This is a genomic window from Streptomyces sp. NBC_01622 (assembly GCF_045209635.1).
Taxonomy (GTDB): domain Bacteria; phylum Actinomycetota; class Actinomycetes; order Streptomycetales; family Streptomycetaceae; genus Streptomyces.
The window spans coordinates 6,152,222-6,166,719 of sequence record NZ_CP109293.1 but is presented as its reverse complement, the minus strand read 5'-3'; the positions used below and the strand labels follow the sequence as shown (position 1 = coordinate 6,166,719).

The following is a 14,498-nucleotide window of genomic DNA, read 5'->3' as shown; positions in this document are numbered from 1 at the left end:
ATGTTTCAATCATGGCGACCTGTCAGGAACGGGCGATTGGTGGTGCGATGGGACGTCCCGAGCGGCCGGTGGATCCCGAGGCCGGAGCCGTTCAGCGGCTCGCGCATCAGCTGCGGGAACTGCGTGCCGCGTGCGGCGGGCCGTCTTACCGGACCCTGGCCCGGCGGGCGCACTATTCGGCGGCCACCCTCGCGCAGGCGGCCGGTGGGGAGCGACTGCCGTCGCTGGCCGTGGTGCTTGCGTACGTGCAGGCTTGTGACGCCGATCCCGGGGAGTGGGAGACGCGGTGGAAGGCCGCGGCCGAGGAGGAGCGGGCCGTACGGCAGGAGGACAGCGGTGGCGGGGACGAGCCGCCGTATCGCGGGCTCGTGCGGTTCGAGCCCGGGGACGAATCGCTGTTCTTCGGGCGGGAGCGGCTGGTCGGGGAGTTGTTGGAGCTGGTGTGCGAACACCGGCTGGCGATGGTGTTCGGGGCGTCCGGGAGTGGGAAGTCGTCGTTGCTGCGGGCGGGGCTGATACCCCGGCTGCGGCGGCGCATCCAGGAGGACGGCTGCGCGGCGGTGCTGCGCGTGCTCACCCCGGGTGCCACACCGGCGGCGACCCACGGACATCTGCTGACCCCGGCGGACGGTGAGCCGGACAGGTGGGTGGTGGTCGACCAGTTCGAGGAGATCTTCACGCTGTGCCGGGACCGGAAGGAACGGGCCCGTTTCATCGAACTGCTGCTGGCGGCCCGGGAGCCGCGGAACCGGCTGCGGGTCGTCATCGCCGTACGGGCGGACTTCTACGACCGGTGCGCGGAGCACCGGGGGCTAGTGGACGCGTTGCGGGAGGCCCATCTGCCGGTCGGGCCGATGGACGCGACGGAGCTGCGGGAGGCGGTCGTCCGCCCGGCCGCCGCCGCCGGACTGCTGGTGGAGCGGGAGCTGACCGCCCGGATCATCGACGAGGTCGTCGACCGGCCCGGCGCGCTGCCGATGCTGTCCCACGCCCTGCTGGAGACCTGGTACCGGCGCCACGGCCGGACCCTGACCATGGCCGCCTACGAGGCGGCCGGCGGGGTGTCCGGCGCGATCGCCGCGACCGCCGAGCACCTGTACGGCGACCTCACCCCCGCCCAGGCCCGTATGGCGCGGCAGGTGCTGCTGCGGCTGATCGAACCGGGGCAGGGGACGGCGGACACCCGGCGCCCGGTCCGGCGCGGCGAACTGAACGTCTCCGACCCGGAGTTGTGCGAGGTCGTCGAACGGCTGGCCCGCGCCCGGCTGCTGACCATGGACGCCGACTGCGTGGAGTTGGCCCACGAGGCCCTCATCAACAGCTGGCCCAGACTGCGCAGTTGGGTCGAGGAGGACCGCGAACGGCTGCGCCACCACCGGAGCCTCACCCAGGCCGCCCACACCTGGGAGGAGCTCGGCCGCGACACCGGCACCCTGTATCGGGGCACACGGCTGGCCCAGGTGGAGGAGATGTTCGCGGCCGGGCTCTCCCCCGAACTCAACACGCTGGAGCGGGACTTCCTCACCGCCGCCCTCGACGCCCGCGCGCACGAACACCGCACCGCCACCCGGACCGCCCGCCGGGCCCGGCGGCTGGTCGTCTCGTTGTCCGTCGCCGTCACGCTGTCGCTGGTCACCGGACTGGTCGCCTGGCAGCTGCACCGCAACGGCGTGCGGGAGCGGACCGAGACGGCCGCCCGCCGGATCGCCTCGGTCGCCGCGTCGATGCGGACGACCGACCCCAGGACCGCAATGCTGCTGAGCGTCGCCGCCTGGCGTACGGCCCCGCTCGCCGAGAGCCGCTCGGCCCTGCTCGGCGCGCTCACCCAGCCGCAGTCGGACGCCTTCACCGCGCCCGGCGCGGACGGCGACACCCCGCGCTTCCTCGCCGACTCCGGCCGCACCGTGCTCAGCACCGAGGGACGGACCTGGCGGACCTGGGACGTCGCCACCCACCGCCGTAGAGCATCCGGACAGCTGCCGTACGGCACGGTGCTCGCCGCCGCTCCCGACGCGCGGGTCGTGGTGCTCCAAGTGCCCGACGGGCAGCGGCTGTGGGACGTGGCCGCGGGGAGGTGGACCGGTCCCGCGCGGACGCTGCCGTCGTCCTACGATCTCGACTTCGGTGCCAGCGACCGTAGTTACCTGGTGGCCGACCCGGACCGCGGCCGGACACAACTGCGGTCCGTCGCCAACGACCGGCTGCTGTACGGGACTTCGGGCACCGGCGAGCCGGACCTGGTCCCGAGCCCCGACGACCGCCGGGTCGCCGTGTGCCGGGAGGGGCACGCGCCGGCCGTGTGGGACCTCGCCAAGCACCGTACGCTGCACGGCGGTTGGGAGTCGGCCCGCGACATCTGCGACGACCCGAACCGACTGCTGCGGTTCGGCGCGGGCGACCGGCTCACCGCCCTGTCCACCACCGGCATCCGCGCCTGGGACACCACCACGGGACGCCTCCTCGCCGACGTCTACTACCCCGACGTCCAGTACGCCGCCCTCAGCGAGGACGGGAGGTTCCTCGCGGCATCGTGCCGCGACGAGATCAGGGTGTGGCGGCTGTCGGCGCCCGTCTCCCGGTACGCCGCACCCGTCTTCCGCTACCCCCTCAACGGCCAGCTCCCCTCCGCCTCCCTCGCCTGGGACCCCCGCCTGCCGGTCCTGCGCTACCTCGAAGGCTCCACCGTCCACACCCTCGACATGACCACCCCCCTCACCTCCCGCTGGCGCCGACAGCCCCTGGACAACGCGCTGTTGAGCCCCGACGGCCGTACCCTCGCCACCGCCGAACGCACCGGCGGCCACTACCGCTTCCAGCTGCGCGACACCGAGGACGGGCGGCTGCTGCGTGAACTGCCCTCCCCGCCGTTCCCCGTGGCCGTCGCCGGGAGCGAACCGGTCGTACCGCGGTACACCAAGTCCCTGATGGCGTTCAGCCCCGACAGCGGGTCGTTCGCGTACGGGGTGTCCGCACCGGGCCGGGACGCGGCCCCGCAGCGACTGACCGTGTGGAACGTCACCGGTGATCGCGAACGGACCACACTGGACATCACCTCGTCCTCCGCCGGTACGGCGGTCGCGCTCGCCCTCGGGCCGGGCGGGCGCACCCTGCTGGCCGCCCGCACTCCCGGCACCCCGCACCTCACCGACGAGGTCTGGGACGTCACCCGGCACCGCAGGACGGCCGTGCTCAAGGGCTTCGACAGTCACCTCCTGGCCGTACGGCCCGACGGCCGGCTGCTCGTCGGCGGCAGCCACAGCGCCGCTCTGCCCGCCGGGCCGGTCGCCGCGCGGGCCCTCGGCCAGAGCGGGCGGATCGGCGCGCTGGCCTTCGGCGCCGACGGTTCCCGGCTGGCGGCGGGCGACCTGACCGGCCGCGTCGCCCTCTGGGACGGAGACCTCCGACAGCGCGCGGGCATCCTGCCCAATGTCTTCCCCGGCCCGGCCCTCGGCACCCCCGAAGCCGTCAGCGCCCTGGCCTTCAGCCCGGATGGCCGCACCCTCGCCGTCGCCGGTGACGCCGGCACCGTCCAGCTCTGGGACACCGCCACCCAGCAACCCCTCGGCGGCACCCTGCCCACCCCCGGCGAAGGCATCCGCTCCCTCGCCTTCAGCCCCGACAACGGCACCCTCTACGTCGCCGGCGACCACGTCCCGCTCCAGCGCTACGCCCTCTCGGCGTCCGCCGCCCTCACCCAGGTGTGCGCCCGCGCCGGGACCTCGCTGACCCGGGCCCAATGGCGCGCCTACATCCCCGACGCGCCCTACCAACACACCTGTGAACAGCGGTGATTGTTTGTCTGGAGTGATCGAAGGGGCTACTTGGACAACCCTCCGGTCGCCAGCCTTGGGGGGCGAGGCCTGACAGTTCCCCTTGACCGAAGGTGCGTCAGACGTGACCCGAGATCGCTCCCCCGACCGCCCCTCCGTCCTCGTGGTGGAGGACGACGCCGGCATCTCCGGGCCGCTGGTGACGGCCCTGGGGTTCCTCGGCTTCGACACGCACACCGTGGCCACGGGTGCGGACGCGCTCACCGCCGTCCGCGAGCGGCGGCCCGACGCCGTCCTGCTCGACCTGGTCCTCCCCGACCTGGACGGCACCGAGGTCTGCCGACAGCTGCGCGCCGCGGGGAACAACATCCCCGTGCTCTTCCTCGGCACCCGCCACTCGGTGGCGGACACCTGCCGCGCACTGGCCATGGGCGGCGACGACTACGTCACCAGACCCTTCGACCTCACCGAGGTCAGCGCCCGCATCCGCGCCCTGATCCGCCGCTCCCGGAGCACCGGCCACGTCCGGGACATCGGCTACGACGTCCCCGCCGCCCCCCGACGGCTGCGCGCGGCCGGCGTCGAACTCGACGTCGACACCCGGGAGGCGTGGCGGCACGGGCAGCCGGTGCAGCTGTCGGCCACCGAGTTCGCCCTGCTGAAGGTCCTCATGGAGAACGCGGGCCGGGTGATCTCCAAGGGGGACATCCTGGACAGCGTGTGGAAGTACGACTTCCAGGGCGAGTCCGGAGTTGTGGAGACCTACGTCTACTACCTGCGGCGCAAGCTGGGCGACTCCGGCCAGTCGCTGATCCGCACCGTGCGGGGCGCGGGCTATCTGCTGAGCGCCGACCCCGTCACCGGGAAGGGGGGCGCCGGTGACGGGGTCGACAGTGGTGGGGCCGGCAGTGGTGGGATCGGCGGAACCGGGGTCGGTCAGCCGATCCAGAGGTCGTAGACCGCCTTGTCCCGCGTGTCGTTGTACGAGATCAGCCTGGGCTCCCAGCGCCAGCCGGTGCTGGGCTTGCGGTGGTGGAACTCGACCGACTGCCCGGCCTTCCACCAGTAGCCGCTCGCCGTCGTGCAGCCCTTCGGCGCGATCTCCCAGAACTGGGAGCCGATCCAGTCCCCGTACTGGTTCTCCCCGACGAAGAAGAACTTCACCGTCTCGGTGGACCCGCTGCAGACCCTGAGGGTCACGAACTTGTCGCCTGCCGCGGAGGCCGTACCGGGGGCCGCGAGACCGCCGACGGTGGCGGCCACGGCGAGCATCGCCATGACGACCTTGCGTCTGACCGTGCGCATGGACATGGAACTACCGCCATTCTTGGGTGGTTTGCGCAGATGTGATCGTTACGGGCCTGGTCCTAGTGCAGCAGGCCCTTGGTCCGCAGCCAGGCCCTGGCCGCCTTGCCGGGGGTCTCGCCCGCATCGACCGACGCGGTGAGCTTCGCCAACTGGGCGGTCGTCAGCAGGGTGTTGACCCTGGCCAGCGCCGTCCGGCCCGCCAGGTCCACGGCGGGGGCGCTGATCAACGGGAAGACATGCTCGGGCGGTACGACGGACTTCGGATCGGCGAGCACCACCAGCCCGTCCCGGGCGATCACCGGGTCGGTGCTGCGCAGGACCCGGATGTCCGCAGCCTCCGCTGTCCCGGCCGGGGTGAGCGTGATGCCGTACGCCTGCTTCAAGGCCGTGACGGACGGGGCGTCGGGATGGCCGGACGCGGAACCGCCGAGCGTCAGACCTGTGCCGGCCCCGCGGAGGTCCGCGAGGCTGCGCAGCTTGTGCCGCCCTGCGGTGGACCTGGTCACCGCGAGGACGACCCCACCCTGCGCCGCCGCCGGAGGCAACGCGACGATCCCCGGCGGCAACGCCATGCTCAGCGTCGCCTCCATGTTCCCGTGCATGGTCTGCCCGCCCGGCATCGCCCGCAGCAGGGTGGACTCGTAGGCGGGCGCGATGCTGATCCTGCCGTCCACCACGGCCTGCGCGGTGTCGACCGGGGACCCGTACGAGGCGTCCGCCGTCCGCACCTTCTTCCCCGCCCGGGTAAGGAGTTCGCCGTACAGCGCCGCCACGACCCGGCTCTCCGCCGAACCGTCGGTACCGATCACCGCCGGCCCCGCACTGTCCGCGTAACCGACGTGCGTGCCCGCGGCGTTCGCGCTCGCGCAGCCGGAGAGAAGGCCGGGGAGAAGGAGGAGCGAGCCGGCCGCGAGAGCGGCGGTACGGAACATCACGCCCCGCCCGTCAGCAGTGCCGGCCGCGATCAGCCAGGCTCATCGGCTTGTCCTTGAAGGTGACATAGCCGTAGCTGGGGTTGTCGTTGTTGAAGCCGGACTCCTGGTAGTCGTACACGTACCAGTCGTAGTGGCCGTAGTACTTGTCCCTGAACTGGATCTCCCACCACCCCTTCGCCTGCTGCTTGGAGGTGCCGCGCTCGATCCAACCGTAGCTTCCCGAGGGGATGTTGACCGTGTTGGACTCGGTGTCGGTGTGGGAGTTCTGCCAGGTGTGGCTGTAGGTCGTCTCGACCTGCACCTCGAAGACCTCGGCGAACTTGTAGCCCGCCGTTACCGAGACGCCGACCGTGTTGCCTGCGGTGGTCGTGTCCGACCAGTCGATCCGGTGCTGGTTGGTCTGGGTGCCGCAGTTGTACGCGGTACTGCCGACCTGGTGCGCCGGGCCGGTGTAGCTCCAGTAGCTCTGCGGACGGAACTTGCAGAAACTCGCCCAGCTGCAGGCCTTCAGGAGTTCGGCGTTGGTCGGGGTGTCCGCGGCGAGCGCCTGCGGAGCCGTGAGCAGCGAGGCCCCCACGGTGAGGGCACCGAGCACACCGATCGTGCGAGGGGAGAAGCGCTTGGCGGATTTCTTCTTGCGCGGGGCGAATGCCATGGATCACTCCATCGAGAGGGGGAGTTCGGTGGAAGTACCAGTTGCTGCGCACCACTCTCGAACGGAACCGCCCGCCGCTGATCAACGTCCCCTCACAGCCGGGGACAGAATCGGCTCAGCGTTTCATCGGAGTCACCTCGGAATCCCGCGTCACCCCGGCCTCACCAACCGCGCCTCGTACGCGAACACCGCCGCCTGGGTACGGTCCCGCAGCCCCAACTTCACCAGGACGCGGCTGACATGGGTCTTGATCGTCGACTCGGCGACCACCAGCCGCTCGGCGATCTCCACGTTCGACAGCCCCTGGGCGATGAGAATCAGCACCTCCGTCTCCCGCTCGGTCAGATCCCCGTACGTCGCCTGCTGCCCGGTGGGCACGAGCCGGGGTGACTCGGACAGCTTCGAGAACTCCGTGATCAGCCGCCTGGTGACGGAGGGGGCCAGCAGCGCCTCGCCGGCCGCCACCACCCGCACCCCGTCGGCGAGTTGGCGTGCCGAGGCGTCCTTGAGGAGGAAGCCGGAAGCTCCCGCCCGCAACGCCTGGTACACGTACTCGTCGAGGTCGAACGTGGTGAGCACCAGCACCTTCGCCGCGCCGTCCGCCGCGACGATCTCCCGGGTCGCCTCGATGCCGTTCATCTCGGGCATGCGGATGTCCATCAGGACGACGTCCGGGGCCAGTTCACGCACCCGCTCGACCGCGTCGCGGCCGTTCACCGCCTCGCCGACGACCTCGATGTCCGGCATCGCGCCCAACAGGACCGAGAAGCCCTCGCGCACCATCATCTGGTCGTCCGCGATCAGTACCCGGATGGTCATGCGTCACCTTCGCTCGCACTCGGAACCGGCAGGAACACCGTCACCTCATAGCCGCCGTCGTCCACCGGGGCCGCCGTCATCTCGCCGTTCAACATGGAGACCCGCTCCCGCATCCCCGTGATGCCGTGCCCGGCACCGGGTGAGGGCTTCACCAGGCTCGGCTCGGGCATCGGGCCGTTGACTATCCGCAGGCCCAGCCCGCCCAGCACGTAACCGATCTCCACGCGGGCGCTCGCGCCTGGCGCGTGCCGCAGGGTGTTGCTCAACGCCTCCTGCACTATCCGGTACGCCGACAGCTCGACGCCCTGCGGGAGTTCACGCACCGCCCCCGTCACCGCCTTGTCGACGCCCAGGCCGGCGTCGCGCACATTGGCGAGCAGTGCGTCCATGTCGGCGAGGGTGGGCTGCGGGGCGTCCGGCGCCTCGTAGTCCTCCGCGCGCACCACGCCCAGGACGCGGCGCAGTTCGGTCAGAGCCGCCACCGCGTTCTCCCGGATCGTGACGAACGCGCGCTCCAGCTCCGGCGGCGGATTCTCCACGCGGTAGGGCGCGGCCTCCGCCTGGATGGCAACCACCGACATGTGGTGGGCCACCACGTCGTGCAGCTCACGGGCGATCGTCGTGCGCTCCTCCAGGAGGGTGCGCCGGGACCGCTCGTGCGCCGTCACCGTCTGCTGCGCGGTCACCTCCTGCCGGGCCTCGCGGCGGATCTGCCAGACGGCGACGCCGAGCAGCACCAGGGCGGAGAGGAACAGCATCTGCGCGCTGTTCGAGCCGAAGGCGTGGCCACCGGCGAAACTGGTGGCGCCGATGCCGTAGACCGCCGTCAGCGCCCACATCCAGGCGGCCGTGCGCGGCCGGGTGCGTATCGCCACGATCGCGAGCACGGACAGATGGCAGACGAAGCTGCCGGTCCGCCACGGCCACTCGTCGTCGAACTCGGTCGCCAGGGCGGTGGCCACCGGGGTCGCGGCCATGGACAGCCAGAACGCGCCGACCGGCCGCACCATGGTCAGCAGCACCGGCACCAGGGCGAGCAGGCCGAGGATCAGGTTGCTGCCCGCGCCGCGGGCCTCGTCGTTCGTCGCGACGAACATCGCGAGCAGGCCGACCGCGGTGATCAGGGCGTGCGGGCTCCAGGCCGCGTACTCCCGTGCCCGGCCCTTCAGACGCCGGGTCAGCGGGCCGTCGGCGGTGGAGGGGGGCAGCGGGTGGTAGGCGAAGGCGTCGTGGAACAGGTCCTGCCGCAGTCCGCGCAGGGCGTCCGCGGCAAGCCTGAACTCCGGGCTGCGCGGCTTGGCCCCGCCCGCCGGCGGCAACTGCTGGGTCGTCTCGGTCACATTCAAAACGGTAGGCGGAGGGGTCCGTCGCCGTCGTCACCTGTGAGATGGGTCTTCGCCCGTCCGTCTCAGGTACTACGGGTATGCCGGAGACCTGGCACCGGACAGCCTTCAGCCGCCTCAGCGGCCCCCGCCCGGCCGCACCAACCCCGACTCGTACGCGAACACCGCCGCCTGCGTGCGGTCCCGCAGGCCCAACTTCACCAGGATGCGGCCGACATGGGTCTTCACGGTCTGTTCGGCGACGACCAGGTGCTCGGCGATCTCCGCGTTGGACAGGCCCTGCGCGATCAGCGCGAGCACCTCCGTCTCGCGCTCGGTGAGGTCGCCGACGCGTGACTTGAGGGGGGTGCGCGGTGTCCCGTTCAGCCGGGAGAACTCGGCGATCAGACGGCGGGTGACGCCCGGCGCGAGCAGTGCGTCACCGGCGGCCACCACCCGGACCGCCTCGGCCAGTTGCTCCGCGGACGCGTCCTTGAGGAGGAACCCGGAGGCGCCGGCGCGCAGCGCCTCGTACACGTACTCGTCGAGGTCGAAGGTGGTGAGCACCAGGACCTTGATGTGCGGGGTCGCCACCGTGATGCGGCGGGTGGCCTCGATGCCGCCGAGCTCGGGCATGCGGATGTCCATGAGGACGACGTCCGGGGCGAGTTCCGCGACCTTGGCCACCGCGTCCAGGCCGTCGACCGCCTGGCCGACCACCTCTATGCCGGGCTGGGCGTTCAGCAGCACGGTGAAGCCCTGGCGGACCATCTGCTGGTCGTCGGCGATGAGTACACGGATGGTGCCGCTCGTCATGGGGTCTCGTCTCCTGTCGGGAAGATGATCTCGGGGGCGGCGGGTCTGTCGGGGGCATCGGATCCGTCGGCGCTGTCCGGGCCGTCGGGTCCGTCGGCTCCCTCGGGGAGTGCGACGCCGTCCCTGGGGAGGAACGCGACGACCGCGAAGCCGCCCTGGAACGTTCTCGTCGCGGTCAGGTGTCCGCCGAGCATCGCCGCCCGCTCCCGCATGCCGAGCAGACCGTGCCCGGCGCCCGGGGAGGGCGGGGCGGCCTGCTGCGGGCGGGAGTTGGTGACGATCAGCCGCAGCCCGTCGGGGTCGTGGGCGACCTCCACGGCGACGGTGGAACCGGGGGCGTGCCGCAGCGCGTTACTCAGGGCCTCCTGGACGATCCGGTACGCCGACAGCTCCACGCCGGGTGCCAGCGGACGCACCTCGCCCCTGACGTCGCCGCGCACGTCGAGACCGGCGGCCCTGGTGTTCTCGATCAGGGCGTCCAGGCGGTCGAGGGTGGGCTGCGGGGCGTCGGGGGCGGCACCGGTGCCGGGGCCGCCCAGGGTGTAGGGGTCGTCGGGATACTCCGGGTTCTCCGAGCGGAGCACTCCGAGGACCCGGCGCAGTTCGGCGAACGCTTCCAGGGCGTTCTGTCTGATGCCGTCGAGGTTCTCCTTGAGTTCCTCCGACGGGTTGTCGACCAGGAGGGGCGCCACTTGGGCCTGGATGGAGATCACCGACATGTGGTGGGCGACCACGTCGTGCAGCTCGCGGGCGATACGGCTGCGCTCCTCCAGGAGTGTGCGGCGGTTCCGTTCCTCCGCCGTGATCGTGACCTGCTCCACGAGTTGGGTACGGGCCTCGCTGCGACCGCGCAGGGCGGTGCCGATGAGGACGGCCACCGCGCAGACCACGACCGCGGACACGCCCGTCGAGGAGTAGCTCTGGGCGCCGAGCACACCCTGGATGACGAACGTCGTCAGGCCGGTCGCGGCCAGCGCCGCGAGAGCTCTGCGGGTCGGCACACGCAGAGCCACGAGCAGGAGGACGACGGCCTGGACGATGACTTCGGTGGTGCTCCAGGGCCAGTCGGGGCCGGGGCCGGGGTACGGGACTTGCCCCAGGGCGGGGCGGGGATCCACGGCCGCACGCGCTGCCAACGCGGTGACAGCCGTCGCGGTGAGGGACAGGGCCCAGGCGGGGACGGGCCGACGCAGGGCGAGAACCAGGGCGACGCCCTGCCCGAAGCCCGCCAACAAGCCCTGGGGCACGCCCAGTTCGTACTCACTCATCATCTCGTCCATGCCGGACAGGGAGAGGCCGAGAGCGGCGAGGGAGACGAGCGCGTACGTGACGTAACGCAGCCAGCGGTGCCTGGGGAACAGGCTGGGCGCGGTGTGCGGGGGCCCGGCACCCTCGGCGGCTGCGTTCACCCGGTCAACCCTAGGCACGGTGAGGGCGCTTCGCTGCCGGGTGGGGCGGGTGGGTGTGGGCGCGGACGACCCGTGCGCGGCGTGACGGGCGGCGCCTCGGACCCTGTTCGTACACGCGGAACGCCGCCCAGCAGACCGTCAGCGTCAGCGCGAACACCGGGAGCCAGGCCAGTCGGGCCGCCACCCAGGTCAGGTCGTCGGGGCGGGTGTGCAGGCCGGGCAGATGACCGGCGGGCAGGGTCGCGGCCGTGGTGGCCATCAGGGCCGTCTGGTGCCAGAGGAAGACCGTCATCGCCGAGAGGTTGACCAGTGCTACCGCCGACCAGGCGAGCGGCCGGCGCAGCGCGCGGCGCAACCGGTCCCGGAGCAGCAGGGCCAGGCCGCACTGGGCCAGGCCGAAGGTGACGGCGGCCAGGGTCGGCGGGTCCAGGTTGGAGATCGTGGTGCCGGGGACGCCGACCATCGACGCCGGGTAGCCCGCCCAGAGGACGAGTGCCGCCGTCGCCGCCGTACCGCCGGCCAGGAGGACCCAGCCCGCCCGGGCCCGGTCCAACTCGCCCCGGGTCCAGGCCGCACCGAGGGTGTAGGGCACGAGCCAGCCCGCCGCCACGTTGACCCAGCCGAGCCAGGACGGGCCGCCGAGCCCGAAACGGATCAGGTCCACGTGCAGTACGACGGCCAGCGGCCACAGCGGGTTGAGCCGGGTCAGCAGTGGGGTGGCCGCCGTCAGGCCCGCGAACACGACCAGGAACCACATCGGTGACAACGCCAGTTTGACCAGGGCGCGGACCGTGTCGAAGTCCGTGCCGGACAGGAGCAGCGCGACGGCCGTCACCGTCCACACGACGAGGACCGCGGCGACCGGGGTGAACAGCCGGGACAGCCGGGCGACCAGCCATTGGCCGTACGTCGTGCCCCGGGCGCGTGCGGAGGCGTAGCCCCGGGTCGCCACATGGCCGCCGACCAGGAAGAACACCGCCAGCGTCTGGAACACCCAGGAGATGGGCGCCAGCCACGGCATCTCCCGCAACGGGCTCGCCGTGTGCAGGGTGCCGCCGTCCGCGACCAGCGCGGTCACCAGCCAGTGGCCCAGGACGACACCGAGGATCGCGAAGGCACGCAGGGCGTCCACGGCACGGTCCCGGTCGGGCGGGGTCGCGGCGTCGAGGCGGACGGCAGCCTGGCGGAGGCGTTCAAGCATGGGTCACCTCCGTGGTCTCGCCGAGGACGATCCGGGCGAGGTTGGCCAGGGAGGCCGTGCCCGGTGAGAAGTAGTCGCTGTGGCCGCCGTCGCCGGCCGCGAAGACGCGGGCGCCGAACTCCGGGGACACCGGATCGGTGCCGAAGCCGACGGTCGTGCCGAACAGGTCGGCGCTGACGTGCGGGACGCCTCCCACCCAGTCGCCGTCGCCGCGCGCCGCCCAGACGCGGGCCGAAGTACGCAGTCCCGCAACGGAGTCGGCGCCCGTGCCGGGGCTGCCGACGAGGACGAGGTCGGACACGTCCAGGCCGGCGGCGGCCCGGCCGCAGACGACCGTGCCGTACGAGTGGCACAGCAGCGCGATCCGCGCCGTGCGGCCGGTGATGCCGCGCAGCTGCCGTATGAACTCCCGCAGATACGGGGCCGCTCGGTCCGCTCTGCCCGCGGTCAGCACCGTGGCGCTCACCGTGCGCGGGGTGTCGTAGCCGAGCCAGGACAGCACCGCCGTACGGGAGTTCGGGGCGTCGTGGGTCAGCTGTCGGCGGAGGTTCAGTGCGGTGGCGCGGAAGCGGTCGTAGGTGTCGAGCGAGGTGTCCGAGCCCGGGACCAGGACTGCTATGCGGTCGGCGTGGGCCAGGTCGCCGAGGACCTCCGTCGCCAGGCCCTGGCCACGGCCGTCGAAGGCGAGGAGGTGACGGGCCGGGTCGGCCATGGCACGGTCCGCAGCGGCGCGACGCTCGTCCCCGTCGGCGGCGGCCATGCGGGACGCCTCGGCGGCGTTGGCGCCGTTCTCCGCGTACGTCTCGTCCAACGTGGCCGGCGTGAGCGGCGCGAGCGCGGCCGGAGCGGGGGCGGGGATCTCGGGCCGGGCCGCGGCCGAGAGAGGAATCACGACCGCGCCTATGACGAGCGCGGCGAGGAGCGCGCGGCGCCAACTGCCGGTTCGGCGACGCCTGTTGCGGACACGTGGCGCCTCGACCTCCCCGGCCGGGCCCCTCTCCACCGAGTCGGCTACCGCCGTACCGGTCTCCGCGCGGGCCCCGACCACCCCCCTGCCCAGCCCCATGTCCGTCTCCCCTCCCGCACCGGCCGCCGTCGGACCGATCTGGAAGGGAAATTACGGATCCGCGCACGTCGTCCGCGTCCCGCCAGGGAACTCACCTGCGCCGTAGCTCTCAGGTACTACGGGTATGACCGGGGCGGACGATAGCCGACCGAAGTCGGCCGCTCACCACGCCAGTTGTGCGATCTCCTCCGCCACCACCGCGCACGCGTCCGCCGCCGGGTCGATCAGGGGGAAGTGGCCGACGTCCTCAAGGAGCGTGAGGCCGACGACCTCGCCGGACTTCGCCGCCGCGTCCGCGTACGACTCGGCGACCGCCTGCGGGACTTCGAGGTCGGCGCGGCCCTGGACCAGCGTGGTCGCGATGCCGGTGGGAAGCAGGAGCGTCGGATCGGCGTACGGCAGGCGCTCCGCGAACTTGGCCTCTCCGCCCAGGAGTTGACCCGCCGCTCCCCCGCACACCCCGAGCTTCTCGGCGACCGTGAAGTCGGCGATCGGGGCGAGGGCGACCACACCGCGCAGCGCGGCCGGGGCGTCGGTGCGCCAGGGGGCGTCCTTGGGGAGGACGTGCCGGGCCGACGCCCACAGCGCGAGGTGTCCGCCGGCCGAGTGGCCGGTGAGCACCGTGCGGCGCGGATCGGCCTGCGGAAGCGCCTCCCGGACGAGCGCGGGCAGCGCGTCGAGCGCCGCCGCGACATCGTCGAAGGTCTCCGGCCAGCGGCCCGCGACCGGGCGCGTACCGCCCTGCGCGGGCAGTGCGGCCCCCCGCCGGTACTCGACATTGGCCACCGCGAACCCCCGGCGGGCCAGGAAGTCCGCGAACGGGGTGATGTGCCGGCGGTCGTACGGCGCCCGCCACGCACCCCCGTGCAGTACGACGACCAGCGGCGCCGGTTCGCCCGGCACCCGCTCGCCGTGCGGGGCGTAGAAGTCGATCACCTGGTCGGGGTGGTCGCCGTACGCGGCGGTGCTGTCGGGTTCCACGGCGGGGTGCGAGAAGGCCGACTCCTCTTCTGCGGCGGCTGTGGCGGCACGTGCGGCAGCGGTGTCGTCCGGCATGCTCCAACCTCTCAGCGACGATGGGGGCACCTCCCAGGCTTTCGGCACTGGGGGAGGACTTGGACGGAACGGGATGTGACGGGATATGGCGACCAGGAGAGAGACACGCGGAGAAATTCGGCCGTCGGCCGGGACGCTACC

General features: G+C 72.4%; 12 protein-coding genes. 2 read left to right on the top strand and 10 right to left on the bottom strand.

Going from position 1 to position 14,498, the window contains the following annotated elements; genetic code table 11:
* Positions 1–47 precede the first annotated feature (47 nt).
* On the top strand, positions 48–3,791 hold the full coding sequence (locus OH768_RS28350) for a helix-turn-helix domain-containing protein (protein ID WP_406458206.1): 3,744 nt from the start codon (positions 48–50) through the stop codon (positions 3,789–3,791).
* Between the two features lie 103 nt (positions 3,792–3,894).
* Positions 3,895–4,728, top strand: coding sequence for a response regulator transcription factor (locus OH768_RS28345; protein WP_406458204.1), 834 nt, complete (start codon positions 3,895–3,897; stop codon positions 4,726–4,728).
* Here the strand turns inward: OH768_RS28345 and OH768_RS28340 are convergent.
* From OH768_RS28340 to OH768_RS28295, 10 genes are all read right to left on the bottom strand, one after another.
* Positions 4,707–5,075, bottom strand: coding sequence for a hypothetical protein (locus OH768_RS28340; RefSeq protein WP_406458202.1), 369 nt, complete (start codon positions 5,073–5,075; stop codon positions 4,707–4,709). The genes OH768_RS28345 and OH768_RS28340 overlap by 22 nt on opposite strands.
* A 62-nt stretch (positions 5,076–5,137) precedes the next feature.
* The gene (locus OH768_RS28335; RefSeq protein WP_406465476.1) at positions 5,138–6,010 is read right to left on the bottom strand and encodes a glycine betaine ABC transporter substrate-binding protein; all 873 of its coding nucleotides are present in this window, start codon (positions 6,008–6,010) and stop codon (positions 5,138–5,140) included.
* 13 nt (positions 6,011–6,023) lie between these two features.
* Positions 6,024–6,668, bottom strand: a complete 645-nt coding sequence (locus tag OH768_RS28330) for a hypothetical protein (protein WP_406458200.1) — start codon at positions 6,666–6,668, stop codon at positions 6,024–6,026.
* Positions 6,669–6,818: 150 nt separating this feature from the next.
* Positions 6,819–7,487, bottom strand: coding sequence for a response regulator (locus tag OH768_RS28325; RefSeq protein WP_406458198.1), 669 nt, complete (start codon positions 7,485–7,487; stop codon positions 6,819–6,821).
* Entirely contained in the window at positions 7,484–8,827 is a 1,344-nt protein-coding gene (locus OH768_RS28320) for a sensor histidine kinase (protein ID WP_406458196.1), read from the bottom strand. Before OH768_RS28320 ends, OH768_RS28325 begins: the two co-directional genes overlap by 4 nt.
* Before the next feature lie 120 nt (positions 8,828–8,947).
* Entirely contained in the window at positions 8,948–9,625 is a 678-nt protein-coding gene (locus OH768_RS28315) for a response regulator (RefSeq protein ID WP_406458194.1), read from the bottom strand.
* Positions 9,622–11,034 carry a sensor histidine kinase gene (locus tag OH768_RS28310; protein WP_406458192.1) on the bottom strand — a complete coding sequence of 471 codons (1,413 nt, stop codon included), beginning with the start codon at positions 11,032–11,034 and terminating at the stop codon, positions 9,622–9,624. Before OH768_RS28310 ends, OH768_RS28315 begins: the two co-directional genes overlap by 4 nt.
* A gap of 10 nt (positions 11,035–11,044) precedes the next feature.
* The gene (locus OH768_RS28305) at positions 11,045–12,235 is read right to left on the bottom strand and encodes an acyltransferase (protein WP_406458190.1); all 1,191 of its coding nucleotides are present in this window, start codon (positions 12,233–12,235) and stop codon (positions 11,045–11,047) included.
* Entirely contained in the window at positions 12,228–13,301 is a 1,074-nt protein-coding gene (locus OH768_RS28300) for an alpha/beta hydrolase (protein WP_406458188.1), read from the bottom strand. The genes OH768_RS28305 and OH768_RS28300 overlap by 8 nt, the downstream gene beginning before the upstream one ends.
* 162 nt (positions 13,302–13,463) lie before the next feature.
* Complete coding sequence (locus tag OH768_RS28295; protein WP_406458186.1) at positions 13,464–14,357, bottom strand: alpha/beta hydrolase; 894 nt, start codon at positions 14,355–14,357, stop codon at positions 13,464–13,466.
* Between the last annotated feature and the right edge of the window lie 141 nt (positions 14,358–14,498).

What these genes read in the sequence shown, in the direction of transcription:
- OH768_RS28350 (WP_406458206.1), top strand. Translation starts at nt 48, where the DNA reads ATGGGACGTCCCGAGCGGCCGGTGGATCCCGAGGCCGGAGCCGTTCAG.
- OH768_RS28340 (WP_406458202.1), bottom strand. Translation starts at nt 5,075, where the DNA reads ATGCGCACGGTCAGACGCAAGGTCGTCATGGCGATGCTCGCCGTGGCC.
- OH768_RS28335 (WP_406465476.1), bottom strand. Translation starts at nt 6,010, where the DNA reads ATGTTCCGTACCGCCGCTCTCGCGGCCGGCTCGCTCCTCCTTCTCCCC.
- OH768_RS28330 (WP_406458200.1), bottom strand. Translation starts at nt 6,668, where the DNA reads ATGGCATTCGCCCCGCGCAAGAAGAAATCCGCCAAGCGCTTCTCCCCT.
- OH768_RS28325 (WP_406458198.1), bottom strand. Translation starts at nt 7,487, where the DNA reads ATGACCATCCGGGTACTGATCGCGGACGACCAGATGATGGTGCGCGAG.
- OH768_RS28315 (WP_406458194.1), bottom strand. Translation starts at nt 9,625, where the DNA reads ATGACGAGCGGCACCATCCGTGTACTCATCGCCGACGACCAGCAGATG.
- OH768_RS28305 (WP_406458190.1), bottom strand. Translation starts at nt 12,235, where the DNA reads ATGCTTGAACGCCTCCGCCAGGCTGCCGTCCGCCTCGACGCCGCGACC.
- OH768_RS28300 (WP_406458188.1), bottom strand. Translation starts at nt 13,301, where the DNA reads ATGGGGCTGGGCAGGGGGGTGGTCGGGGCCCGCGCGGAGACCGGTACG.
- OH768_RS28295 (WP_406458186.1), bottom strand. Translation starts at nt 14,357, where the DNA reads ATGCCGGACGACACCGCTGCCGCACGTGCCGCCACAGCCGCCGCAGAA.